Here is a 26238-nt window from a genome sequence, read left to right on the forward strand (position 1 = left end):
ATGGCAAAGGTAGTATTTCAGCCTTGTACGATAAATTAATTTCTTGCCTTGAACACCGGCTCTATTTTCTGTATCTCCGATTCAAAGCCGAACCAATATCCCCGGTTTTCTTCCTCGCCGACAGGCAGGAAACAAAGCCGGAGGTTCTCCCTGTATTCCCCATACAGCACTTCCCAATGTTCGGGAGGAACCTGCCGCTTGGTCTTTACCCGTTCTGCCGGGAGTTTCTTTAGCGACATGCCTGCTTCTATCCAGGCGATGCTTACTTCCGACTGATATTCGGGATAATGCCGTTTGCAGAACTCATACAGGATGAGGCCCCGTTTTTCAAGACTCATCGGTTGATCTATCAATCCTATCCGTATCAGATGTTCCAGAAACTCGTGCAGGAACGTTTCGTTATCCAGAATCAGTCTTCGGGTGATACCCTGCCAGGCGGGAGCATTATAAAATCCATCCAGCAGGCGCGAAAGTTGCCGAGCGGTTTGCAGTTCGTCCACATTGATTTCGCGGGTTTGCAGCACCTCGTAGGGTGGGAACGGGGAATATTGTATGCCCAGTTCTTCCGCCCTGCGGCGCATTTCCGTGCCGGGAAGCAGTTTCAGGGACTCCAGTTGTATTTCTCCGGCGCCATATTCCGCCAATACGCGGATGTCCTCGAATATCTCCGAAAGGTGATAGAGCGGGAGTCCGGCAATCAGATCGGCATGCGTTTCCATGTTGGGGAGGGCACACAGGAATTTCAGTCCTTCCAGCGCATCCGACAGTCGGCCTATCCGTCGGCTTTGCACAAGCACCGGCTCGCGCAGGCTTTGTATGCCGGCTTCCAGGTGCAGTAGCCCTTCGGGCAGGCGCTTTAACTCCTCTTTTAATTCTTCGGAGAGTAGGGCAGGGTGCATTTCCAGGTGGAAACGTATGTCGGGGGCAAATTCAAGGAACAGTTCCAACAGCTCTTTTGCCCGGCGGGTATTATAATTGAAAGTACGGTCGAGCACACGCACGTTTTTTATTCCGTGTCGGTGGATGATTTGCAGCCGTTCGCGGATTGCCTCGATGGACAGGGTGCGCACAGGTTTTTCTCCACCGCTGACGCAGAAGGCGCAGGTGTTGAAACAGCCCCGTGTGGTTTCCAGTTGAACGAAAGGCTTGCTCCAGTTGAAGAAACGGCTTTTCTCGGGGGGAACGAGGTGATGGAAGTCCAGTACGCGGGCGAGGCCGTTGTCGATGTAATTTCCGTAGGAGTCGAGGTAACAGAGTCCGGGGATGTTCTTCCATTCCGCCGGATGGTTGTGGTGGGTTATCCATTGCGGAAACACCTCTTCGCCTTCTCCCCTGAACACGCAACTGACGAACGGGTTGCTGCGCAGGAAGAATTCGTTGTCTCCCAGGAATTCCGGTCCGCCCAATACGATGCAGCATTGGGGCAGCAGGGCTTTTACTCTTGAAATGATGTGCAACAGTTGCTCGTGGTTGAACAACCAAGCGGTGGCGGCAAGCAGGTCGGGATGGCGGCGGTAGACTTCGCCCGCTACCATGCCCACATTCTCGTTGATGGTGGCAGATACGATGTCCCATTCGATGGCTTCGTCGTCGGCTATCTGTGCATGCAGTGCGGGGAGTGCCAGTGAGGAGTGGGCGTATGAACTGTTCAGGTCGAGCCAGAGTAACTTCATTTTATATAGGGTTGGGTTTACAAAAACGATTGCAAAGATAGTGAATGTATTTCTATTTGCTCTCTTTCTGTGCCCCCAATCCTTCGTCCCACCTGTATCCGGTGTACTTCTTTTTATTCTTCTTTACCTTCCGCAATCTTTATCCTGACACATTCGCTGGGAACCAGTGTCAGCAATTCATCCAGAAATTCACGGCTGCATTCCAGCAAAGTTTCCTGTGTCATTTCTTCTTTTGAAGCGGCAAAGAAGCGGAACAGATTATCAGAGTCGGGAAGTTTCACCACTGTATAAACTATATCCGTTGACTTTCCATTGTATTGCTGTGCCAGGTCGTCGGCTCTTGCCCAGAATTGAACTGCTTTGTCACCACTAATTTCTACGACTGCGATTAGTTTTTTGTTTGTTTCCATAATCATTTATTTTAGTTATACATGTTGTCATGCTATCTTTAGAGTAACAATTGAAACGTTTTTATGGTTTCCTGCATTTACCTTTTTTTACATAAGTAGATGTTCTTGATTAGCTTGCATTATGAATGATAATTTAGCCCTCTGTTATTATGTGAACTAATATCTCCCTATAAAAAGGGAAAATGTGAACATAAACAGTCGATATATAGACAGCATCCTTTTGCACTAACCCGCTAACTTTGCTTCCAAATATCAAATAATTGTTATGAGAAGGTTACTGTTCATTTTTTCCTTTTTCTGCCTGCCCGTTGCGAGTGCAGGCGCACAAGATACCCTGGCATTGGAAGACTGTCTGAAGATAGGCATCGAGAACAACCTGTCCCTGCAAAGTAAACGGAAAGAGATACAAAAGGGAAGGTATGGCATCTCCGAGAACCGGGCACGATTGTTGCCCCAAATCAATGGTTTTGCCAATTATAATGATAACATCGATCCACCTGTCTCCGTCACCGACGGCTCAGCTTACGGCAATCCCTACAATGTGACTCATACCCTGCAATACAGTGCCAACGCAGGATTGCAGCTCCAAATGCCACTCTATAACCAAACCCTCTACACCAGCATCTCCATTGCGCGGACGATGGACGAGATGAACCGCCTCACCTACGAAAAGGCGAGGGAAGACCTCATCCTGCAAGTCTGCAAAATGTATTATCTGGGGCAGGTCACCGCCGAGCAAATTGCACTGATAAAAGCCAATATCACCCGTCTTGAAGAATTGCAGAACATCACGCAGGCCTTCTATGACAACGGAATGGCAATGGAAGTCGATGTGAAACGGGTGAACATCAATCTCGAAAACCTGAAAGTACAGTATGACAATGCACAGGCCATGCTGGAACAGCAACTGAACCTGCTGAAATACATTATCGATTATCCCGCAGAAAAGCAAATAGCCTTAGTGCCGGTGAATACCGAAACTATCACTCCCGTAGCATTGACCGGACTTTCGGAGAGCCTATACGAACTCCAACTGCTGCAATCGCAACGGCAACTGGCCGAGCAGCAAAAGAAGATGATTGGTTACGGATACATCCCTTCCCTGAATCTGACGGGCAACTGGATGTTTTCCGCTTACACCGATAAGGCTTACCACTGGTTTCATTCCGGTTCTTCCGGTCATTGGTACCGTTCCTATGGCCTGGGCCTCTCGCTGCGTGTTCCCATTTTCGATGGTCTGGACAAACGCTATAAAACCCGCAAGGCCGTCATTGATATCGAAAACATCAAACTGGCACAGGAGAACACCCGCAAGAATTTGCAGACCCAATACCTGAATGCCACCAACGACCTGATGAACAACCAGCGGAATTTCAAAAAGCAGAAAGATAATTATTTGCTCGCCGAAGATGTGTATACCGTCACTATGGACCGATACCGCGAAGGCATCACCTCGATGACCGAAGTGCTGCAAGACGAAATGCGGATGAGCGAAGCCCAGAACAACTACATCAGCGCCCACTACAACTATCGGGTGACCAACCTTATGTTGCTGAAACTGACCGGGCAAATAGAATCATTAGTCAAATAACAAGTTAATCAATAACATCCGAATATGGAAACAGTAGAAAATAATAGCGCATCCAGTACGCATCAGGAGAAAGCAAAGAAGTTGAGAAAATTACGCCGTTGGCAAATCGTAATCAGCCTGTTGGGAATAGGTGTCATGATTTGGGGAGTCATACAGGTGGTCTGTCTCTTCCTGGATTACAAGCAGACCGAAACCAGCAACGATGCCCAAATAGAACAGTATATATCTCCTGTCAACCTGCGTGCCTCGGGTTATATCAGGAAGATTTATTTCACCGAACACCAGGAAGTTCGCAAGGGAGACACCTTGCTTGTATTGGACGACCGTGAATATAAAATCCGCGTTATGGAAGCCGAAGCCGCCCTGAAGGATGCACAGGCAGGCGCCACCGTCATTGGAGCCACCTTGCAGACTACGCAAACCACCGCATCCGTCTACGATGCTTCCATCTCTGAAATAGAAATCCGTTTGGCCAAACTGGAGAAGGACCGCCAGCGTTATGAAAATCTGGTGAAACGGAATGCTGCAACTCCCATTCAGTTGGAACAGATAGAAACGGAATATGAAGCCACACACAAGAAACTGGAAGCCGTGAGGCGTCAACGGAAGGCGGCTCTCTCGGGAGTGAACGAAGTGTCTCATCGCCGTGAGAGTACCGAGGCTGCTATCCAACGGGCAACGGCTGCGTTGGAAATGGCTAAGCTGAACCTGTCTTATACAGTGGTTGTAGCCCCTTGCGACGGAAAGTTGGGACGCCGTGCCTTGGAGGAAGGTCAATTCATCTCGGCAGGGCAGACCATCACTTACATCTTGCCCGATACGCAGAAGTGGATTGTTGCCAATTATAAAGAAACCCAGATTGAGAATCTGCATCTTGGGCAGGAGGTGACTATCACGGTGGATGCCATCAGCGATAGAGAATTCACAGGAACTGTTACAGCTATTTCGGGGGCTACGGGTTCTAAATATTCGTTGGTTCCCACCGATAATTCTGCCGGAAACTTTGTGAAGATACAACAGCGCATACCGGTTCGTATCGATTTCACTAATCTCTCCAAAGAAGATAATGGGAAACTGGCGGCAGGTATGATGGTAGTTGTGAAAGCTAAACTCTGACGCCATGCCCTCGTACCCTAAAAACTATCCCTTCTACAACTGGGTGCCTAAACCGGTAGGCATCATCATCATGTTGTTGCTCTTTATCCCCATCCTTACGGTGGGTGGCGTTTACTCTGTCAACAGCACCGAGATGATGAGTGGACTGGGCATCATCTCCGAGCATATTCAGTTCACTAATTTCGTCACTTCCATCGGAATGGCGGCTTTCGCTCCTTTCCTGTATCGCTTGATGTGTATCCGCCGGGAGAAGATGATGTGTCTGGCGGGGTTCTCGCTCATGTATGTCTTTAGCTATATCTGTGCGGAGACGGACAGTATATTTATTCTGGCGCTTTGCAGTCTGCTCATGGGCTTCCTGCGGATGGTGCTGATGATGGTCAATCTGTTTACGCTTATCAAGTACGCTGCCGGAATGGAAGCTACCCGTAACATCACTCCGGGACTGGAACCTGATGATGATAAGGGTTGGAACAAACTGGATATTGACCGATGCGTCAGCCAACCGGGTATTTACCTGTTCTTTATGATTTTAGGGCAATTGGGCACATCGCTAACGGCATGGCTGGCTTTTGAATATGAATGGCAGTATGTGTATTATTTTATGATGGGTACGGTGTTGCTTTCCATCTTGGTTATCTTTATCACAATGCCTTATCATAAGTTTACTACGCGCCGCTTTCCTATCAACTTCAGGCAGTTCGGCAATGTGGCGGTGTTCTGCATTACATTGGTGTGCATCACTTATGTGCTGGTTTATGGCAAGGTCTTGGATTGGTACGATGATGCGTCCATCCGCACTGCCACTCTGGTTGCGGTTGTATCTGCCTGTGTCTTTTTCTATATGGAGAAGAACCGCCATTCGCATTACTTCCTGTTGGATGTCTTTAAGTTACGTACTATTCGTATGGGCATTTTGCTTTATCTGTTGCTGATGATATTCAATTCGAGTGCCATGTTTGTCAGTGTGTTTACGGGTGTCGGTATGAAATTGGATAATTACCAGAATGCGACATTGGGCAACTGGTGTATGGCAGGTTATGCGATTGGTGCTATCTCTTCTATGATATTGGGTTCCAAGGGAGTGCATTTCAAGTATCTGTTTGCAGCCGGTTTCCTGTTTCTCGGATTGTCGGCAGTATTCATGTACTTCGAAGTGCAGAGTGCCGGATTATACGAGCGGATGAAGTATCCGGTCATTATTCGTGCCACGGGTATGATGTTCCTTTATGCCTTGACGGCTGCTTATGCCACGCAACGCATGCCCTATAAGTACCTTTCTACCTGGATTTGCGTCATGCTTACCGTGCGTATGGTGTTGGGACCCGGCATCGGAGGCGCTCTTTACTCGAATATATTGCAGGAACGTCAGCAACATTATGTCACCCGTTATGCGCAAAATGTGGATATGCTTCATCCCGAGGCTTCCGCTTCGTTTATCCAGACTGTTCAAGGCATGCAATATCAGGGAAAGAGCAAGGAGGACGCGATCAATATGGCGGCAATGTCTACCAAAGGGCGGATTCAGGTGCAGGCTACCCTATCTGCCGTAAAGGAAATGGCGGGCTGGACTATATACGGCTGCCTTATTTGTATGATATTTGTATTGATTATTCCTTATCCTAAGCGGAAATTAGTAACTTAGCACTGTTTTTCTATAGTTTGTGATATTATGGATACTCAGCAGGAACGTTTGTATCGTCTTAACCATGCATTGTTAAGTGGAAAAGATGTTTGTAGTTCGGAAGGTATGCTTCATGATTTTCCGGAGTCATTGAAGAAACCGTTTCAAGTGAATGGAGTGGGGGTGGTGGTTTGCCGTCAGGGAAGTTTTATGTTTACTCTAAATCAGAAGGATTTTTCGGCCAAAGCGAATGAAACTCTTTTTATTCCCGGTGGTTCCGTCTTTCAGGTATGTCGTCAGTCGGAAGATGCAGAAGTATTTATTCTTGTCTACCAGACAGAGCCGATACGTGACATTATAGGCAATTGTGTGACTTCCATGCATCTCTATTCGCAGCTTGCCACGGAGCCATGTTATGTATGGAGCACAGGTGAAGAGAATGAAGTCCTGAAATATATGTCTCTTCTGGACAACACGTTGCAGATAGGGGAAAATACATTCAATAATTATGAGCAGAAATTACTTTTGTTGGGATTGACGTACCGGCTCTGTTCCATCTATAACCGTAAACTTATCACGCAAAGAGCATCGGTAGGGCATAAGCATGATATTTTCATACGGTTGATTCAGTTGATTGAAAAGTATTATATGGAGCAACGCGGTGTGGAGTTTTATGCAGATAAACTTTGTTTGTCACCTAAGTACCTCTCCGTATTGTCCAAGTCGATTTGCGGATATACGGTGCAGGAACTGGTGTTCAAAGCTATTATCCGCAAGAGCATCTCATTGCTTAAGAACACGCAGAAGAGCATACAGGAAATATCTGATTACTTCAACTTTCCTAATGCTTCCTACTTCGGTACGTTTTTCAGGAAACAGACAGGGGAGTCTCCGCAGCAGTATCGGAGAAAGTAATGTGGTTCTTTACGACATCTTTTTGGATTAATCCTCCCAAAAGCCTGATATATAGCAAAAAAGAGGAAGATCATTACTGAAATTCCTCTTTCTTTTGGGTGACTGAAGGGACTCGAACCCTCGACATTCAGAACCACAATCTGACGCTCTAACCAACTGAACTACAGTCACCATGTTTGCGTCATTTCTCAAACGCGGTGCAAAGATAGGTATTATCTTTGATACTGCAAATATTTGGCGGAATATTTTATTGAAATCTGCATTATTTTTTATTCTCCTTAATTCCTACATTGTGCTGTTGGAGGAGCTTTCGGGAGTTTTTGACGAAGATATTCAGATGGTTACGTGCAGCTTCCGGGAGCTTCGAAACTGATGTGGAATCAGTTGGATAGATGATATAATTCTTTTCTTTGGTGAGAGTAGGACGTGCCGTCCATACTAAATTATATCCGCAATGGCGAGTGCGAATATTGGGAATAGATGGAGTAACTGTGTCTTTTTCCAACTCTAATGTAAATATGAGACCACCGTCAGTATTTACCTTACTCATATTAGATATGAAATTCCCTAAAGAATAGACTATGGCATGTTGCGTTCCGGTAAGAGTATCGGTACGTAACTCCATTGGCTGTATGACATGGGGGTGTGAGCCGATGATATGCGTTACTCCTTGTTCCAATAACCAATCTGCCAACTGCCGCTGTTCCCGGCTGGGGAGTGACTGGTATTCGTTTCCCCAATGCATGCAGGCAATGATAGCATCGGGCTGCCATGTCCGCGCGGTATCAATGTCCTGTTGCATGATTTTCTTATCTATATAGTTCACTATATTGGGAGAGGTGGGCTTGACCCCGTTTGTGTCATAAGTATAATTGAGAAAGACGATACGAAATCCGTTTTTATGAATAAGCAGGGGATAGTGTTGGCGACGTTCCTCTTTATTCCGATAAGTGCCTATATATGGAATATGTAAAGAATCCAACATCAGGATAGTACGTTCCAGCCCCTTCTTTCCGCGATCCAGACAATGATTGTTTGCAGTTAATAGTATGTCGAATCCAGCATCTCGAATAGCATATAAAAACTCATCTGGTGCCGAAAAAGCAGGATAGCCTGCATATGGCTTTCCGCCGAGGGTGACTTCAAGATTTCCAATAGCGATATCTGCTCTACTTATCTGCTCTTTCACAAGAGAGAAACAAAGAGAGTAATCATGAGTCCCCTGACTTGTACGCGCAGCTTCAAGTTGTGCATTGTGTTGCATCAAGTCACCGACAAATAATAATGTGACTTTAGCAGAAGGAATGGTGTCAGATGCTCCTGATACTACTTGTTCTTGTGCCGCACTGTTGCATGACACAAGAAAGAAAAGTAGTGTGAGGGGAGATATTCTTCTCATAAATGTTTAAGGAGTTAAAAGTTCCTTTTGAAGAATACTTTCTATTTCTTCAACTGTGGGATTTATAGCAAGAATGATTCCCTCAGCATTCACAAGAAAAGTACCTCCGGCAGCATTCGGTATCCGGTATTTCGTCCATATCTGATTGGTGTCATTGAGCTCAATAAGATTTAACCAGGGATAGCCATCTTTTTTGATAGCTTCTTTCATGCGGGCATCACTTCCTTGTTCACGTGCCACACCGATGACAGTGAATCCCTTATTCTTATATTTTTCATATATGGGAATAACTTGCTTGGAGTTTATACGACATGGACCGCACCAAGATGCCCATAAATCAATTAACGCTACCTTTCCCTGAATATATTTTGATATTTGTACTTTGTTTCCATCTAGGTCAGGAGCTGAGAAATCGACATATGGTTTTCCAATTTCCGGTTGTCCGTTTTTAATGAGCATTTGCATTTGCTGACTATAAGGGTGCTCCGGATAGAGAGAGGCAAAAGTTTCCTGATAGGCATTCAGAAATGGAGTAACGTCTTCGCCTTTGCATGCCATTTCTGTCTTACTTGTCAGAACATATAGTCCGGGTAAGGAAGGATTCTGTTTAATATGCTTTATAGTCCATTGATTCATTTCTTCGTTTAATTGCTTAATTTTTACCAAAAGAGCTTTTCCTTCTTCCGTGTATGCTTCTCCGCTCTCTTCAAGACGGTCTCTTTCTCTGTAGATATTATTTCGTTCTTCATTGTTGTCCTTAACTTGCTCGATTCTTTTCCAAAGAGTTTGCAGTGCTTCACTTTCGAAACGGTTTTCTTCGTATAATTTATTCATTTGAGCGTATAAAGAGTCAAAATTGAATTTGGCTTTTCTTTCACTCTCCAATTGTTGTAACTCACAGGTTAATGGGTTACTTGTGCTCACTAGTCCCGGTTTTCTGGTACTGGCCGGGTATAGGGTGAAAGAAACAGGACCATTTTCTGCAAAGAAGAGAGAAGGGAGCCAGCTACCGGTAAGCATATCATTCCAGATAAAGACTTCGTATACTTCTTCATGATCAGCGTAGAAATCATATTGAAATTCTCCATTGCGTATAGGTATCGATAGCCATGGGCTGCTACTGGGATTCTTATGAGCTTTCATCAATACGAGTCGGCTGGATTGCGGACTATCAATTATTTTGCCTGAAATGTGGCAATGAATCTTTCCTTTCTTTTCTTGCTTGTTGAGGCTTATGTCTTTAATTTGAAAATCTCCTTTATTAGTTCCCTCAATGAAATCAATCGTCTCTTCCTGGGGGGCAAGAGGAGCAAATTGCAAGATGAAAGTTATATTTCCCGAGGCAGGCATATAGACTTCTTTGTTCAACTCGAAACCTTGCGAACGGATGATAGGATAGTTCTTTCCGGTTTGATTTCCATGGAGTGATAGTCCCGAAGCCAGACGTAGCCAATAGTTAGGGCGCGAATAGGCATCCATATATAAAATAGTGGCTGTATCATTACGGACGATCCGGCTGATTTCAAGTGCATCGCTATTCCTGTTTTGATAGGATGGATAGTCGATTGAAAAGTTCTGCGCAGTTCCCCGTAGGGTACAGACAAGAAAAAGGAAAACAAAAATAGTTTTTAGCTGTGTGTTCATGAGTATTATAGATTAAACAAAATACCGGAAGAAGCCTAATGGAGATAATTGTCTTCTTCCGGTATTCGAGGTTATTGGTAAATTGCTTTCTTACCAGCCAGTAATGTATTCTTCATTAAAGAAACGATAGTCATCGGTCCTACGCCACCCGGTACGGGAGTGATGAATGAACACTTAAGAGCAACTTCGTCAAACTTTACGTCACCGGTCAGTTTAAATCCTGATTTCTTTGTGGCATCCGGTACGCGAGTAGTACCTACATCAATAACTACGGCACCTTCTTTCACCATCTCGGCTTTTACAAAATTGGGTTGCCCCAATGCAACAATGATGATATCTGCTTCCTGACACTCTTTCACCAAGTCTTTACTGCGGCTGTGGCATACGGTTACGGTTGCGTCTCCCGGATAAGCCTTTTGCATCATGAGCGCTGCCATCGGTTTGCCGACGATATTGCTACGTCCCAATACTACACACTTCTTTCCGGAAGTCTCTATCTGATAGCGTTTCAATAATTCTAGGATTCCGTTGGGAGTTGCCGATACATAGCAAGGCAATCCTATGGACATGCGTCCTACATTGATGGGATGGAAACCATCTACATCTTTGCGATAATCAATGGTCTCGATCACTTTCTGTTCGGAGATGTGCTTGGGTAATGGAAGCTGTACTATGAACCCGTCTATGTCTGCATCTTCGTTTAGTTCACGTACTTTAGCAAGAAGTTCTTCTTCCGTCACATCTGCCTCGTAACGGATGAGGCTGGATTTGAATCCGCAAACTTCGCATGCTTTTACTTTTGCAGCAACATACGTTTCACTACCACCATCGTGGCCTACGAGAATTGCTGCAAGATGAGGACGTTTACCACCTTTCGCCACCATTTCTGCTACTTCTGCAGCAATCTCCTGTTTTACTTGTTCCGAAATTGCTTTTCCGTCAATTAGTGTCATATCAGTATTTTTTTTATTTCATCTTAGGCATCATTTTACCCATCTTGCTACCTGTTACCATCTTCATCATCTTACGAGTTTGATCGAATTGTTTTAACAAGCGGTTTACTTCCTGAATATTCGTACCACTACCTTTAGCAATACGTTGTCTGCGTGAACCGTTCAGAATGGCCGGATTACTACGTTCTGCAGGGGTCATAGAATAAATAATAGCTTCAATACTCTTGAAAGCATTGTCGTCAATATCGATGTCCTTTATAGCCTTACCTACACCCGGAATCATAGAAGCCAGATCTTTCAGGTTACCCATCTTTTTGATTTGCGCTATCTGACTCAAGAAGTCATTGAAGTCGAACTGGTTCTTGGCAATCTTCTTTTGCAGGCGTTTGGCCTCTTCTTCGTCATATTGCTCTTGGGCACGTTCCACCAATGAAACAATATCACCCATACCGAGGATACGGTCTGACATACGTGAAGGATGGAATTGGTCGATGGCATCCAGTTTTTCACCTGTACCCACAAATTTGATCGGCTTGTTTACTACTGAACGGATGGAAAGAGCGGCACCACCCCGGGTATCACCATCCAACTTAGTCAGTACAACACCGTTAAAGTCAAGGCGTTCGTTAAACTCTTTTGCTGTGTTTACAGCATCCTGGCCGGTCATAGAGTCTACAACGAAAAGAATTTCGTTCGGATTGATTGCTTTTTTAATAGCAGCAATCTCGTTCATCATCTCTTCGTCCACAGCCAGACGTCCGGCGGTATCGACGATTACGACATCATATCCTTTGGCTTTGGCTTCCTGAATTGCATTTTCTGCAATTTTCACCGGATTCTTACTATCCGGTTCAGAGTACATTGGAACTCCTATTTGCTCTGCTAATACGCGCAACTGTTCGATAGCGGCAGGGCGGTATACGTCACAAGCCACCAATAACGGCTTCTTGTTCTTTTTCGTTTTTAGCATTCGTGCCAACTTACCGGAAAAAGTAGTCTTACCGGAACCTTGCAGACCAGACATTAAGATGACAGCAGGTCTTCCTTCCAAATCAATTTCTGCAGTTTCGCCACCCATTAACTGAGTCAACTCGTCGTGCACGATTTTCACCATTAATTGGCTGGGCTTTACGGCTGTCAATACGTTTTGTCCCAATGCCTTTTCCTTAACCGTATCTGTGAAAGTTTTGGCTACTTTGTAGTTAACGTCGGCGTCTAACAGTGCTTTGCGCACATCTTTCAGGGTTTCCGCAACATTGATCTCGGTGATTTTTCCTTCACCTTTCAGAATTTTAAACGACCTTTCCAGTCTTTCGCTTAAATTATCGAACATGATGATATAATTACTATTTATAAATTACAAATTACTCTTATTGAGGTGCAAAAGTACAAAAAATCCCTGTATCTACCTTCTTTTGAGGCAAGAATATTATTCAGTTGAGGTAGCAGGATAAGTGAAAAGAATAGTCGGTCCTTCCTTACTGTCATGAATTACCTGATAAGTACCGCCGAAGTGTTTTAGTAATAAAAGGTTGACATCGTTACGCAAAGCAGAGTCCTGATTGGCATAATTGAGGTCTGCCAATGGAGAGTTCGTAACTTTGAAGCATAATATTTCTCCATTTTTATCTAAAGTGAATTGGAGATCACGTTCTTCTTTGAAAGATGGAGAGGGGCAAGTAAGAATACTGACGATGAGTTGCATCATCCGGTTTGTATCAGTATAAACAATATACTCGTCAATGTCACTGTAGAAATGAATATGCAAAGTTGGATTTTGCATTTGTGCCATTCCTACGGAATCCTTGCAAAGTTGTACAATGTCATAGTCACTTAATTGGAACTTCATCATACCAGCCTCCAGACGGGATAGATCAAGAACATTGTTTACCAGACGCATTAATTGTTCAGTGTTTTGTTGAATGATGTCCGCATACTCTTTACGAGTAGGTTCGTCAATTTCCACTTCGTTTGCAATGATTTGTGAGAAACCTAATACTCCGTTCAGAGGAACCCGGATGGCATGACTCATGTTGGACAAGAAACGGTTTTTCATTTCATTGGCCCGCTCTGTTTGACGTGTGGCTTTCTGGGTCTCTTTTTTTGAAATTTTCAATGCTTTTCGTATCCGGTTGATACGGAGCATATAAGTGATACATAGCACAAGTATGATTCCAAGGCTCAAGAGAATACTGGTTTGTACACGATTCCTGAGTTTCCCGCGTTCCCATACTAGCTGGTTAAGATGGTATATTTCTTTGATTTCTTCCAATTGCTTGGCTGATATGGCAGCAGTCAATGAATCTTGAATGTGATTAGATTTTTCGTATAGTGGTAATGCTTCTGCATATTGACCCATTTCCAGCAGGATGTCAGCTTTGCGGGATAATTGTTTGGCGTACTCCGTTAATGCCGATTTAGATTGTTGCATATATATCAGAGCAGAATCCATGTGTACTAATGCATTTTGATATTTTTTAGTGTGGTGATAGTATTTGGCATAGGCATCATGATACATGGTTATGTAAGGGAGATAACTTTGCGGAGTTATGAAATCTTGTGCCTTCTCTATATAATATTGTGCAGAATCGGTTTTTCCTATACCTGTATAGTAGTAGGACTGGAATACTGTTGAAAATAGGTAGAGGTTGAAGTAAGACTCATACATGTCAGGGTCCCAAGCTAACATTTCCTCCATTAGTTGCTTGTTTTCATCTAAATATACTTTCAAGTTTTTATAATCATTTTGGTCATTGCTGAACATAATCAGTTGTTCCAAAACATTGACTTGCGTACTGCTTGTCTTTTGCTCGGAAGTATATTCATGGGCCTTACGTAGCGCTTCTCCTTCTTCTTTCTTGCGATTGGTTTCATGATAGGCACTTGCCAGGCATGAATATGCAGCTATGCATCCATCTACATTATCCAACTCTTCTGCTATCTTGAGCATTTCCAATGCTTCATTGATGGCATATTCATATTTTTCGCTATAAATATAGGTATATATAAGTAGTTTTTGTGCATTGAAGTACAAACGATAGTATTTCATGCGTTCAGCAATGGGTTTTACATAATTAACCAATTTGCTGACGCTATCTATTTTTTCCTTATTATAGTAATATAGAATTTTAAAATAGGTACTGCTGCAGATGTATTTAGCATTTTTTTGACGCTGAGCTTCGTTGAACATTTCTTCTGCATATTCTATGTAATGCGGAGAATTTTGCTCCGTAAGCACAAGCTTTTCAAGTAGTTTTAGTCTGGTGGTGTCATGTGGAAGTGTTTGCAACTCTGTTATAAGACTATCGGTAACAGGTGACCGTTTGATGGGTCTGTTTGCAAATATGAAAAAGATTTGAAGTAAAAGAACTACTATAAATAAGAGACGTTTCATTCTGATACCTCCTTTCTGCTAGTTGAGACAATAGGATGGGTAAACAGGAAACGGGAACCATTCTTGTATTCGGGGTCAATCCATATTTTTCCACCGAAACGTTCCACAATCAGTTGGCAAATGGAAAGTCCCAATCCACTACCTTGTGCATTTTCATTCAGCTTTTCGAAACGATTGAATATTGCACCCTGCTTTTCCGGGGCTATGCCACAACCTGTATCTGATACAGCAAACAGAGCAACTTCTTCTGACTGTTTTTCTAATGAAAGAGTAATACTTCCTTCTGTGGTAAATTTAGTGGCATTAATCAGTAAGTTGATTAGCAATTGTTGAAGACGTGCTTCATCTGTATAGATTTCCAAGTTCTCTAAAGAAGTTTGGAACAGTACAGAAGCGGATGTTTGCTTTATCTTTTCTACCGTATCCACTACATTCCGGCATATAGCTACAGCATTATTGTTTGCGAAAAGAAATTGCATTTTGCCAATTTCCAGACTAGAAAGATCTACGACATCATCTATGAGTTTCAACAGTAAATCTGAATTCTGCTGAATGATTTCATTGCATTGTTGCCGGGTACTGATATCAATATTTGCATCCGTCAGAATAGCAGAGAAACCGGACAAAGCATTTAGAGGCGTGCGTATTTCATGACTCATATTCGACAGAAAAACGCTCTTGGTACGGATGGAATTTTCTGCAATTTGCCGTGCTTTTTCCAGTTTTAGCCTGGATGCTATCAGTCGTTTATTGATCTTACGGATGTAGAGTACCGATGCAATGGATATACTTAAAATAAGGATACACCCCATGATAGAATAAAACAATAATCGGTTACGTTCATTTTGATTATCCATTTCAAGACGGTCTACCTGATATATGGTTCGCAGCAGATTAATTTGCGAGGAGTAGTTGCGCGCGTTGATAGAATCTCGTGCAGCATTGATATCTTGAAATATTTCGCATGCCTCTTTGGCTCTTCCACGTTTGGTATACAGTCGTGCCAGTGAATTCTTCATTTTCAGATATCTGTTGTAGACATTGGCGCTACTGGTACTAACAGTCAGTTCATTATATAATTTTATGGCTTGCTCGTCATCTTCGACTTGCTTGGCATATTCGGCTTGGATATATTTCAAAATAGAACTGTGAAAAAAGAAAGGATAATACTCATACCATTCTTCTGCTTCCTGAATATATTCCCGAGCTTGTTCCAGGTTATTAGTATGAAGATAATAGTAGGCTTGAAAGATATTTTCTATGAAGCGGCTATGTCGATAGTCTTTTACTTGTTCTATCTGTTCCAAATAGTCTTTAGCTTCATTTAATCGTCCAAGTCTGATAAGTGTGGGGATTAATTGGATAAGTACTTTTTCCTGTAATTTTTCGGAGTCTGCAATTTTATATAGCTTCTGCATGGCTATTTCATATTCCTCGATAGCTTCATTAGTCATGTTGGCATTGAGGTAAGTATCGCCGATGGCATAATGTGATATGGCTATTCCTATATCATATTTCATTAAGGTGGCTTGTTGTAGCATGGCATTTGCTTTTTCCAATGCTTCATTGATATGTCCATCAGATACAAGTGCATAAGCAGCCATTTGTTGCATGAGGAACATGTGTTTATAATCCTTCTTGTTACGAAATGCGTCAACAAGCTCATCTTCCCACTGGGCAATATCATGCAATCTGACTTCTTGAGAATAGGCCAGATTATTATCCATCAGATACTCCATTAGGTGTATACGCTCATCTACCAAATCCAGATTTGCCGATTGGATGTAGGAAGTACTGTAAAATAGCATCAACAAAAATAGTATGATCGTTTTACTGAGCCTCACCTGATTAATTAAATGTTTATATAATGAAATCTGATTACTTGCGACAAAAATAAATAAAAAGGGCGAGATATCCGAAAATGTCTCGCCCTTTTTGTATATATAATCCTATTTATTGTTGATTTTGTCTTTTTAGCTGTGATTTTAGCTATTCATGCTCATTAAGAACTCGTCATTATCTTTAGTTTTTTCCATGCGGTCTTTCACAAAGTCCATAGCTTCAATCGGATTCATATCAGCCAGATATTTGCGGAGTATCCACATACGATCCAAAGTTTGCTTGTCTTGCAGCAAGTCGTCACGACGGGTGCTGGAAGCAACAATATTGACAGCTGGGAAGATGCGTTTGTTAGACAGGTTGCGGTCGAGCTGCAATTCCATGTTACCTGTACCCTTGAATTCTTCGAAGATAACTTCATCCATCTTGGAACCTGTATCAATCAAGGCAGTAGCAAGAATAGTGAGCGAACCACCGTTTTCAATATTACGGGCAGCTCCGAAGAAACGTTTGGGCTTATGAAGTGCATTGGCGTCCACACCACCGGAAAGTACTTTACCGGAAGCCGGAGATACTGTATTGTAAGCACGTGCCAAACGTGTAATTGAATCCAGGAAGATCACTACGTCATGACCGCATTCTACCAGTCTTTTGGCTTTTTCCAGCACAATACCGGCGATTTTCACGTGGCGTTCGGCAGGTTCGTCAAAAGTGGAAGCAATGACTTCGGCATTTACGGTGCGTGCCATGTCGGTTACTTCTTCCGGGCGTTCGTCGATAAGTAACATAATCATGTAGACTTCCGGATGATTTGCTGCGATAGCATTGGCTATATCTTTCATCAAGATAGTCTTACCGGTTTTAGGTTGTGCCACGATCAATGCACGCTGGCCTTTACCGATAGGAGCAAAGAGATCTACTACACGAGCAGACATAGAGTCTGAATAGCCACCTTTGCACAATCTGAATTTTTCGTCGGGGAATAATGGCGTGAGATGTTCAAATGGTACGCGGTCACGTACGAAAGCCGGGTCACGTCCATTGATTTTTCCCACTTTTACTAATGGGAAATATTTCTCACCTTCTTTAGGAGGACGGATTACACCCTCTACAACATCACCGGTTTTCAGACCAAACAGTTTGATTTGAGATTGAGATACATAAATATCATCTGGTGAAGAAAGGTAATTATAGTCGGAAGAACGAAGGAATCCGTAACCATCCTGCATGATTTCCAGTACGCCTGTACCGGTTAGGATATCGTCGAATTCGTATACTTTTTCACGTTCAACTACAGGTCTGCGTTCGGGGATAGGAGAATAATTTTCGTTGTTGGCATTCGGTTGTGCCGGACGCTGCTGTTGTACGGGACGTGGGTTGTTGTTCCGGTTGTTATTATTGTTGTTGTTATTATTGTAAGGGGTATTATTATTGTTGTCTCGGAGACGAAGGCGTGGACGTTGATTGGCAGGAACAGATTCAACTACAGGAACTGCGGGTGTTTCAGCTTTAGTTGCTTCAAACTTACCGAGAAGTTCAGAAGGCAGTTCTACTTTTTCGGTCGGAAGGTCTTCGATAGGAATGAAGTCATCTTCGGGTTCTGCCAGGATAGGGCTGTCTTCCACTACGACTTTCTTGATAACTTTAGGCGCTTCTGTTTCAAAATTCAATTCGGGCTCAGCTTTCTTAGGCTCTTCCTTCTTTGCAACAGGTACAGGTGCGGGTATGGGAGCTTTTTCTTCTACCTTAGCTTTACGCGGACGTCCCGGTTTACGCTTCGTTGAGTTAGGCGTTTCAGCTTTTTCAGGAGCTTCTGTAGCTGTTACAGCTACTTCTTTTTCCGTTACCGGCGCTTTAGGTGCCTCTGCTACCGGTGCTTTTACTGCTTCTGGTTGTACTTTAGCGGCTGCTACTGAAGCGTCAGCTTTTGCCTTAGTGAGATCGCCATTTTTGTTGGCGGTAAAGACTTTGTCAGTACTCTCTTTTTTTACGGTTACGCGGGTACGTTTCTGTTGTCTGTCCACTTTACGCTCTTCTTTCAGCTTTTCAGCAGCAACCTTTTTGGTAGCACCTGCGATGGCTTGTTCATCAAGTATCTTGTAAACAAGTTCTTCTTTTTTTAGTGAGTCTGTCTTTTTAATACCCAGTTCTTGGGCAATAGATTGAAGTTCCGACAAATTTTTGTCGTTCAATTGAATGATATTATACATACAGTATATATGTGAATGGTTTAAAATTTCTTTTGTTATTGGACAGATATGTTCACACGGCTGCGGTTGTCGTCACAAGCAACGTGGCAAATATACCTTTATTTAATATAATGATTATGGGATATTTATTATTGAACCGGAAAACTGTTAGCTACCCGCACTTAGGAGTTTACAGAATGTTTCAACGGCGCAAAGGTAATAAATATTTTTGGTTTCATAAACAATTCGTCTTTTTTTTAATTTTAAAACTTTATCTTTGCTTGATAAACCAAGAAAAAGCGCATATATTTATGGATATAAACGAAGTTCATTTCATCTATTTTTCGCCTACTCGTACTTCTAAACAAGTTGGTGAGGCAATTGTTCGCGGAACAGGACTAACAAATGTTGTTACTACGAATTTAACACTGCATGCTGCTGAGGTAGATATTCCGGAGAATACACTGACTCTTATTGCTGTGCCGGTGTATGGCGGCAAGGTAGCTCCTTTGGCTATGGAGCGGTTGCAGGGCATTCGTGCATCGGGATCTCCGGTTGTGCTGGTAGTAGTTTATGGTAACCGTGCGTATGAAAAGGCTTTGATAGAATTGGATGCATTTGCTTCTGCCCAAGGTTTCAAAGTTATTGCCGGGGCTACTTTTGTGGGAGAACATTCGTATAGTACGGAACAAAATCCAATAGCCCCAGGGCGTCCGGATGCAAATGATTTGCAATATGCGGAGGAATTTGGTGCGAAGATACGGACGAAAATAAATGCCGCCGTTGATATGGAACACTTGTATCCGGTGGATGTGAACCGTATTCAGCGCCCGCGCCAGCCTTTTCTGCCTTTGTTCAAGTTTCTGCGCCGGGTGATAAAGTTGCGTAAAAGTGGTGTTCTTTTGCCGCGTGTACCGGAAGTGAATGCGGAACTTTGCACGCATTGTGGCGTTTGCGCTGTACATTGTCCTTCGGGAGCTATCCTGAAAGGTGACGAATGTAATACGATTGCCGAAAAGTGCATAAAGTGTTGTGCATGCGTTAAAGGATGTTCGTTCAAGGCGCGGACGTATGATACTCCGTTTGCTTCATTGCTTTCAGACTGCTTTGTGCGGCAGAAAGAGGACCGGATTATTTTATAGCTTTAATCCTACATGCAATAAACTCCTTTCATTCAGAATTTCTACAGAATTCTCCGATACATTTGTGTCTGTATATATTATCAAGGCAGTACCTCAAAATTCGTCAGTAACGCTTAAAAGACAATACATATGGTATAAATGGGGTTTTATTTTCCCAACTGGAAAAATATTTTTTCCTAACTGGAGAAAAATAGCTTAGTAATAGCTGATTGTAGCGCAACCCTTAATTCGCGTAATTTGTGTTCTATTTATAACGGAAAAAATGAATAAATCTATGTTTTTTATATGTAATTTTTATCTCTTTTCTTTCTTGTCTTGTCACTTTCCCCACCCTCTCTCAGATACCTTCTGGATGGGGGTACAATGAGTCAGGGACTGAAAGGCATTCAGTCAGTGAGTGAAAGGCATTCAGTCCCTGACTGAATCAGATTCACTCAACGAGTCGGAGGAGTAGCTGAAGGAAAGGAAGAAATTTACGAGTTTTTTGTAAGTATAATTACCAACTGATGAAATATACAATGAATCATCATCTAACTCATATCGGAAAAGAAAGGAATACAAGAGTGATAAGGTGGTAAGGTGATAGGGCGATAAGGTAGCTGCGCTATATACCACAGAGCGTTATCCCGCTATCACTTTATCACCCTACCACTTTATCACATTTTGTTCATAACCGTATAATTAGGAATAAACTTCAGAATAATAACTTTCTGTGTTTGGTCGTCTATTCTGAAACGGTTATCAGTACGTTCGCCTATCAACCAAATGATATGGGAATCACTGCAAAGCACCCATTGTTGTTCTTTGCGGGAAAGGGAGAATTTCCGATCAGTAAGGTAGTCACTGACCTTTTTTTGTCCGGTCATACCAAAGGGAACGAATGTGTCGCCTTGTCGGCAGCGTCTGACTGTGAGAGGTTGTTTTAGTTTGTCTGCATCGAAGCAAGCAGTGTTTCGGTCGCGGGGAATGATGAAATCATCCGTGACTTCTAATTCTTCCATTGTTAGACGGAAGGGCAGGGCAGGGTCATCCGGAGAAAAGACTGTTGAAGCATCTTCTGAATAGACCGGTTCTATCAGCAGAAGCTCCCGGTCTTTAATCACACGCCATTCTCTGCTAAGGAATATCTTTCCCGGTTGTCCGTTCAGGGAGGTGAAAATATCTTTGATCTGTGCGCTGTTAAATCCTAATGGAGATAAGATCTCAAATAATAAAGTTTCCGGTGCAGGTTCTTGGAGCAAAGCACTGATTAGGATACCTTGTTCGGTTTGCACTTTCTGCTTACCTTCTTCTATACCTTTCTTATATAAGAGAGCTGCATCATTCAGATGTTCTGAGGTGCGGAGAAGGCTTTCTTTTACGGAGGGATTGATTTCCTGCATAAGAGGCAATAGGTTGAGGCGTATCTTGTTGCGTGTATATTCGTCTTGCAGGTTGGTGCTGTCCGTTACGTAAGATTGCCCGATTTCTTGTAGGTATTCGGTTATTTCTTTCCGGTCGAGGCATAACAAAGGACGGACAATGTTTCCGTTTTTGGGGCGGATACCCAATAGCCCGTTGATGCCTGTTCCGCGGATAAGGTTGAGCAGGAGAGTTTCTACACTATCATCTTTATGATGGGCCACGGCGATAACGTCGGCCCCTTGTTGTAGACGGAGCTGTTCAAACCAGGCATAACGTAATTCCCGCGCTGCCATTTCAATGGATATGTGGCGCTTTTCCGCTTCTTCCATAGTTTGGAAATGTTGGACATGTAACGGAACTACCAGTTGCAAGCATAGTTCGCGGACAAACATTTCATCTCGAACCGACTCATCTCCCCGCAGATGGAAATTGCAATGTGCCGCCTCGCAGGTGTACCCCATATCAAGAAGTAGACGCAACAAAGCTACTGAGTCCGCTCCGCCACTCAGCGTTACCAGTATTTTGTCTTCTCGTGTGAAAAGCTTTTCCTGATCAATGTATTGCTCTATTTTCTTTTTATTCATAGTGGTGCAAAGATAATATTAACGAATTGAATTCTTTCTAATTCTTCGGAACAAAGTGGAGAATGGAGAATATTCCTCCTTATTTAAAAACAATCTAAATAATTTGTGGGCTAAATACAAATCATTTATCTTTGCATCCAAATTAAAGAAAGAGAGAAGACTATGCGTTTATCCGAATTAAAAACTGGAGAAAAAGGTGTAATCGTTAAAGTACTGGGACATGGCGGTTTCCGCAAACGAATTGTAGAAATGGGATTTATTAAAGGCAAGACTGTAGAAGTTTTGCTGAATGCCCCGCTGAAAGATCCAATAAAATACAAAGTAATGGGGTATGAAATTTCCTTGCGCCGCCAGGAGGCAGGGATGATTGAAATACTCAGCGAACATGAGGCGAAAGAGCAGGTGACAAAACCGAATTATCATCCGGGAATGAGTGAAGATATTTATCCGGGGGAAGAAGAACTGAAACGTATCGCTCTTGGTAAACGTCGTACCATTAATGTTGCATTAGTGGGTAATCCAAACTGTGGGAAAACTTCTCTGTTTAATATTGCTTCCGGTTCACACGAACACGTTGGTAACTACAGCGGGGTTACAGTGGATGCCAAGGAAGGCTACTTTAATTTTCAAGGTTATCATTTCCGCATAGTCGATTTGCCCGGTACATATTCGCTATCAGCATATAGTCCTGAAGAAATGTATGTCCGTCATCATATTATTGATGAAACACCGGACATTGTTATCAATGTGGTAGATTCGTCCAATCTGGAACGTAATCTGTACCTCACTACCCAGTTGATTGACATGAATGTGCGTATGGTGATGGCTCTCAATATGTACGATGAACTGGAAGCCAGTGGTAACACGCTGGATTACATGAAACTGAGTGAACTCTTTGGTGTTCCTATGGTTCCTACTGTTTCACGTACGGGTAAAGGCATCGAAGATATTTTTCACGTTGTTATCAGTATTTATGAAGGTGCCGACTTCCTCGATCAGAAAGGCAAAGTACGTACCGAAGTGTTGAATGACCTGCGCGAATGGCATCGCGAATATGTGCCCGGCTATACCGGTGGGGCTTATAAAGAGGAAGAAGTGCGTCATCATGGATTCTATCGTCATATTCACATTAATCATGGTCCCGAACTGGAACGTAGCATTGAAGAGGTGAAACGGGTGATTAGTGAGAATGAGGATATCCGTCATAAGTATTCTACCCGCTTTCTTGCCATCAAACTTCTGGAGAATGATCCGGATTTGGAAACGCTGATTAAAACTTTACCCAACGGCAAAGAAATCATAGATGTCCGTGATCAGGAAAGCCGCCGTATCCGAGACGTGCTGAATGAGGATTGCGATCAGGCAATTACCGATGCAAAATACGGTTTTATATCCGGTGCACTGAAAGAAACCTTTGTGGATAATCACTTGGATAAAGAACATACTACCCGTGTGATAGACTCCATTGTAACGCATCGTGTGTGGGGATTCCCCATTTTCTTCCTGTTCATGTATCTCATGTTCGAAGGTACATTCGTGCTCGGTGAATACCCGATGATGGGTATCGAATGGCTGGTAGAAACCCTCGGCAACTTTATACATGCCAATATGGCTGACGGACCGTTGAAAGATCTATTGGTAGATGGTATTGTAGGTGGTGTTGGTGGTGTGATTGTTTTCCTGCCGAACATCCTTATTCTTTATTTCTGCATATCGCTGATGGAAGACTCCGGTTACATGGCACGCGCTGCATTTATCATGGATAAGATTATGCATAAGATGGGGCTGCATGGTAAATCCTTCATTCCTTTGATTATGGGCTTCGGATGTAACGTACCTGCTATTATGGCTTCGCGCACTATTGAGAATCGTAAAAGCCGACTTATTACCATGCTCGTCAATCCGTTGATGTCATGTAGTGCCCGCCTGCCCATTTATTTGTTGCTGGTAGGTGCATTTTTTCCGAACAATGGTAGCTTGATACTGTTATTAATATATTCAATAGGTATCCTATTGGCGGTGTTGATGGCGCGTTTGTTCAGCCGTTTTTTGGTGAAGGGAGATGATACTCCGTTCGTTATGGAACTTCCACCTTACCGTTTACCGACGGCAAAAGTCATTTTCCGACATACGTGGGAGAAAGGTGCACAATATCTGCGTAAAATGGGAGGTATTATCATGATAGCTTCCATCGTGATATGGGCATTGGGATATTATCCTGACCATGATGCATATGAAACGGTTGCCGAACAGCAGGAGAATTCCTACATCGGGCAGATAGGAAAGGCTATGGAGCCGGTGATTGAACCTTTGGGGTTTGACTGGAAACTTGGTATCGGTATACTTTCAGGTGTGGGTGCTAAGGAATTAGTGGTAAGTACACTAGGCGTGCTTTATACAAATGATGCTGAAGCAGATGCCGTAAGTCTTGCCGAACGTATTCCGATTACACCGTTGGTAGCTTTCTGTTATATGGTGTTTGTATTGATTTATTTCCCATGTATAGCTACGATTGTAGCAATCAAGCAAGAATCCGGTAGCTGGAAATGGGCGTTATTTACGGCAGTGTATACCACGCTGCTCGCTTGGATAATGGCATTTGCTATTTATAGAATAGGAGGATTATTTGTATGATGAATTGGCAACAATGGGCGGTTGCAATCCTGTTACTGTTGTGTATTGTCCGGATCGGATGGGGAATTTATGCTTTTTTTCGCCGGACAAAAGAAAATAGTAATCCATGCGCAAATTGCGTAACCGGTTGTGACTTAAAGCGATTGATGGATGAGAAGCGTGCAGAATGTAGTGCGACGAAAAAAGAAAAGAAGAAAAATTGTTGCGGATAGTTGGAATTTTCAAAAAATGTACTACCTTTGCAACCGCAAATGAGAAAAGACTGGTTCCTTGGATGAGTGGCTTAGTCAGCGGTCTGCAAAACCGTGTACGGCGGTTCGAATCCGCCAGGAACCTCTGCAACCAGTGAAGGATTAGAAAGAAAATTTCTAATCCTTCTGTTTTTTAAGCACTTACGCAATATGTCGTGGAAAGACTAAAAGAAAATCCTTCATAGTTTCTTTCATTTGTTTGCCAAATGTTTGCCAGAGAAAAATAAGAAATTACTAATATGAAGGCAACATTTAAAATTGAAATGCGTAAAGATTACGCAACCAAGGATGGCAAGCGACCGATCTGTCTTAGGTACACTGCTAACAGACGTACTACGTTAATAAGTCTTAATATTCTTATCAAACCCCGGCATTGGAATAAGGTATCATGCACGGTTCGTGATACAGAGCCTCGTAGTTATTATTATAACAAGGCGATCAGCGAATTTTACCAGAAAGCAGATACCATTATAATGGAAAATTTCTTTAAGCCACTGTCTATATCCCAATTCATAGAAAAGATAAGGGACAAGTCTTTTGGAAATACAGACTTCTATGTTTTCATTGAAAATGAAATTGAGTTGCTAAAAAAAGTACGTGCGTCTGGCACCATTGAGAACTACAACAAACTTATCAATACATTAAAAGCATGGAAACCCACCCTATCCTTTGATGAGATTACTTTGGACTTTATTCAACAGTTTCACAACCATGAACTGGAAGTAGGAAATTTACCATCTACTATTTATAAGAAACATGCAAATTTCAAATTCTTGATTGGTATTGCTGTTGACAAGGAAAAGATAGCAAAGACCCCCTATGAGAAGTTTGAAATCAAAAAGAATATCAAGGCACAGAATAACGATGTCTTAACCGAAGATGAACTTAAAAGGCTTCAGGATGCCTATAATAAGAAGAAATATAGTAAAGGAAAGCAAGAAGTATTGAGAGAGTTCCTTTTCGCTTGTTATACAAGTCTGGCATATGCAGAATATTCCATTGTCACTTTTGCTGATATTAAACTTATAAAAATTGATACCGGCGAATATTATCCTTTACTCTCTAATGAACGTACCAAGACTGATATTACTTATAAAATACCAATCGTATCTCCCAAAGTCGTTGCATTGATTGGTGAAGGTGAACCTTCTCAAAATATATTTTCGCCTATATCCAATCAACCGACTAATCGTTACCTGAAGAGTATCATGAAGGACTTGCATATTGAGAAAGAGATGACCTTTCATCGAGCCCGGCATACATTTAGGACGATAGCTGCACGCAAAGGGATTAATGACGGCATTGCGGAACGAATAATGGGACATGCAGAAGGAAATGAGATCAAGGACATTTATATCCATTTGCATGATGAAGACATAATTAAGGAAATGATAAGCAAATGGATCGTATAGAAGCGTAATCATCAATCGATAAGTTAGATATAAAAGTCGGCCATAATGCAGTTGCCGACTTTTT

Annotated in this window: 18 protein-coding genes and 2 tRNA genes; 9 read left to right on the forward strand and 11 right to left on the reverse strand. The window is 42.7% G+C overall.

Going from position 1 to position 26238, the window contains the following annotated elements:
• Window positions 1–35 precede the first annotated feature (35 nt).
• Complete coding sequence (locus BWI44_RS02585; protein ID WP_195209349.1) at window positions 36–1673, reverse strand: B12-binding domain-containing radical SAM protein; 1638 nt, start codon at window positions 1671–1673, stop codon at window positions 36–38.
• 113 nt (window positions 1674–1786) lie between these two features.
• Window positions 1787–2083 (reverse strand): hypothetical protein, encoded by a 297-nt coding sequence (locus tag BWI44_RS02590; RefSeq protein WP_229036188.1) that lies wholly within the window; start codon window positions 2081–2083, stop codon window positions 1787–1789.
• Between the two features lie 265 nt (window positions 2084–2348).
• On the opposite strand from BWI44_RS02590, the gene BWI44_RS02595 reads away from it, so the two are divergent.
• From BWI44_RS02595 to BWI44_RS02610, 4 genes are read left to right on the forward strand one after another with little or no spacing between them, the layout of a single operon-like run.
• Complete coding sequence (locus BWI44_RS02595) at window positions 2349–3674, forward strand: TolC family protein (protein WP_117707002.1); 1326 nt, start codon at window positions 2349–2351, stop codon at window positions 3672–3674.
• Between the two features lie 24 nt (window positions 3675–3698).
• Window positions 3699–4790 (forward strand): HlyD family secretion protein, encoded by a 1092-nt coding sequence (locus tag BWI44_RS02600; protein ID WP_118422924.1) that lies wholly within the window; start codon window positions 3699–3701, stop codon window positions 4788–4790.
• 4 nt (window positions 4791–4794) lie between these two features.
• The gene (locus BWI44_RS02605; protein WP_195209347.1) at window positions 4795–6435 is read left to right on the forward strand and encodes an MFS transporter; all 1641 of its coding nucleotides are present in this window, start codon (window positions 4795–4797) and stop codon (window positions 6433–6435) included.
• 27 nt (window positions 6436–6462) lie between these two features.
• Window positions 6463–7329: a helix-turn-helix domain-containing protein gene (locus BWI44_RS02610; RefSeq protein ID WP_195209346.1), complete on the forward strand. Its 867-nt coding sequence runs from the start codon at window positions 6463–6465 to the stop codon at window positions 7327–7329.
• Between the two features lie 97 nt (window positions 7330–7426).
• Here the strand turns inward: BWI44_RS02610 and BWI44_RS02615 are convergent.
• The 8 genes from BWI44_RS02615 to rho all read right to left on the reverse strand — a co-directional run bounded on the left by BWI44_RS02615 (window position 7427) and on the right by rho (window position 18768).
• Window positions 7427–7500, reverse strand: a tRNA-His gene (locus tag BWI44_RS02615).
• A 91-nt stretch (window positions 7501–7591) separates the two neighbouring features.
• A complete protein-coding gene (locus BWI44_RS02620; protein WP_138291640.1) occupies window positions 7592–8728 on the reverse strand; it encodes a CapA family protein in 1137 nt (378 codons plus the stop codon).
• A gap of 6 nt (window positions 8729–8734) precedes the next feature.
• A complete protein-coding gene (locus BWI44_RS02625; protein WP_195209345.1) occupies window positions 8735–10372 on the reverse strand; it encodes a TlpA disulfide reductase family protein in 1638 nt (545 codons plus the stop codon).
• 71 nt (window positions 10373–10443) lie between these two features.
• Window positions 10444–11325, reverse strand: coding sequence for a bifunctional methylenetetrahydrofolate dehydrogenase/methenyltetrahydrofolate cyclohydrolase FolD (gene folD, locus BWI44_RS02630; RefSeq protein WP_138291638.1), 882 nt, complete (start codon window positions 11323–11325; stop codon window positions 10444–10446).
• Between the two features lie 13 nt (window positions 11326–11338).
• Entirely contained in the window at window positions 11339–12658 is a 1320-nt protein-coding gene (ffh, locus tag BWI44_RS02635) for a signal recognition particle protein (RefSeq protein ID WP_115502887.1), read from the reverse strand.
• Window positions 12659–12754: 96 nt separating this feature from the next.
• A complete protein-coding gene (locus BWI44_RS02640; protein ID WP_195209344.1) occupies window positions 12755–14719 on the reverse strand; it encodes an ATP-binding protein in 1965 nt (654 codons plus the stop codon).
• Complete coding sequence (locus BWI44_RS02645; RefSeq protein WP_118221038.1) at window positions 14716–16527, reverse strand: tetratricopeptide repeat-containing sensor histidine kinase; 1812 nt, start codon at window positions 16525–16527, stop codon at window positions 14716–14718. Before BWI44_RS02645 ends, BWI44_RS02640 begins: the two co-directional genes overlap by 4 nt.
• A gap of 177 nt (window positions 16528–16704) precedes the next feature.
• Window positions 16705–18768 carry a transcription termination factor Rho gene (gene rho, locus BWI44_RS02650; protein WP_138291636.1) on the reverse strand — a complete coding sequence of 688 codons (2064 nt, stop codon included), beginning with the start codon at window positions 18766–18768 and terminating at the stop codon, window positions 16705–16707.
• A 290-nt stretch (window positions 18769–19058) separates the two neighbouring features.
• On the opposite strand from rho, the gene BWI44_RS02655 reads away from it, so the two are divergent.
• Window positions 19059–19889, forward strand: a complete 831-nt coding sequence (locus BWI44_RS02655; RefSeq protein WP_138291635.1) for a 4Fe-4S binding protein — start codon at window positions 19059–19061, stop codon at window positions 19887–19889.
• Window positions 19890–20545: 656 nt separating this feature from the next.
• On the opposite strand, the gene tilS is transcribed toward BWI44_RS02655, so the two are convergent.
• Window positions 20546–21877, reverse strand: coding sequence for a tRNA lysidine(34) synthetase TilS (tilS, locus tag BWI44_RS02660; protein WP_007665221.1), 1332 nt, complete (start codon window positions 21875–21877; stop codon window positions 20546–20548).
• 162 nt (window positions 21878–22039) lie between these two features.
• Here tilS and feoB point away from each other — a divergent pair, with 162 nt between their 5' ends.
• The 4 genes from feoB (at window position 22040) to BWI44_RS02680 (ending at window position 26174) form a co-directional block, all read left to right on the forward strand.
• Window positions 22040–24511: a ferrous iron transport protein B gene (gene feoB / locus BWI44_RS02665; protein WP_195209343.1), complete on the forward strand. Its 2472-nt coding sequence runs from the start codon at window positions 22040–22042 to the stop codon at window positions 24509–24511.
• Complete coding sequence (locus BWI44_RS02670) at window positions 24508–24723, forward strand: hypothetical protein (protein WP_138291633.1); 216 nt, start codon at window positions 24508–24510, stop codon at window positions 24721–24723. The genes feoB and BWI44_RS02670 overlap by 4 nt, the downstream gene beginning before the upstream one ends.
• A gap of 52 nt (window positions 24724–24775) precedes the next feature.
• A tRNA-Cys gene (locus tag BWI44_RS02675) sits at window positions 24776–24847 on the forward strand.
• 154 nt (window positions 24848–25001) lie between these two features.
• Entirely contained in the window at window positions 25002–26174 is a 1173-nt protein-coding gene (locus BWI44_RS02680; RefSeq protein WP_286811149.1) for a site-specific integrase, read from the forward strand.
• Window positions 26175–26238 lie beyond the last annotated feature (64 nt).

This window comes from Bacteroides sp. Phil13, assembly GCF_001940965.1.
In the GTDB taxonomy this organism is placed as follows: domain Bacteria; phylum Bacteroidota; class Bacteroidia; order Bacteroidales; family Bacteroidaceae; genus Bacteroides; species Bacteroides intestinalis.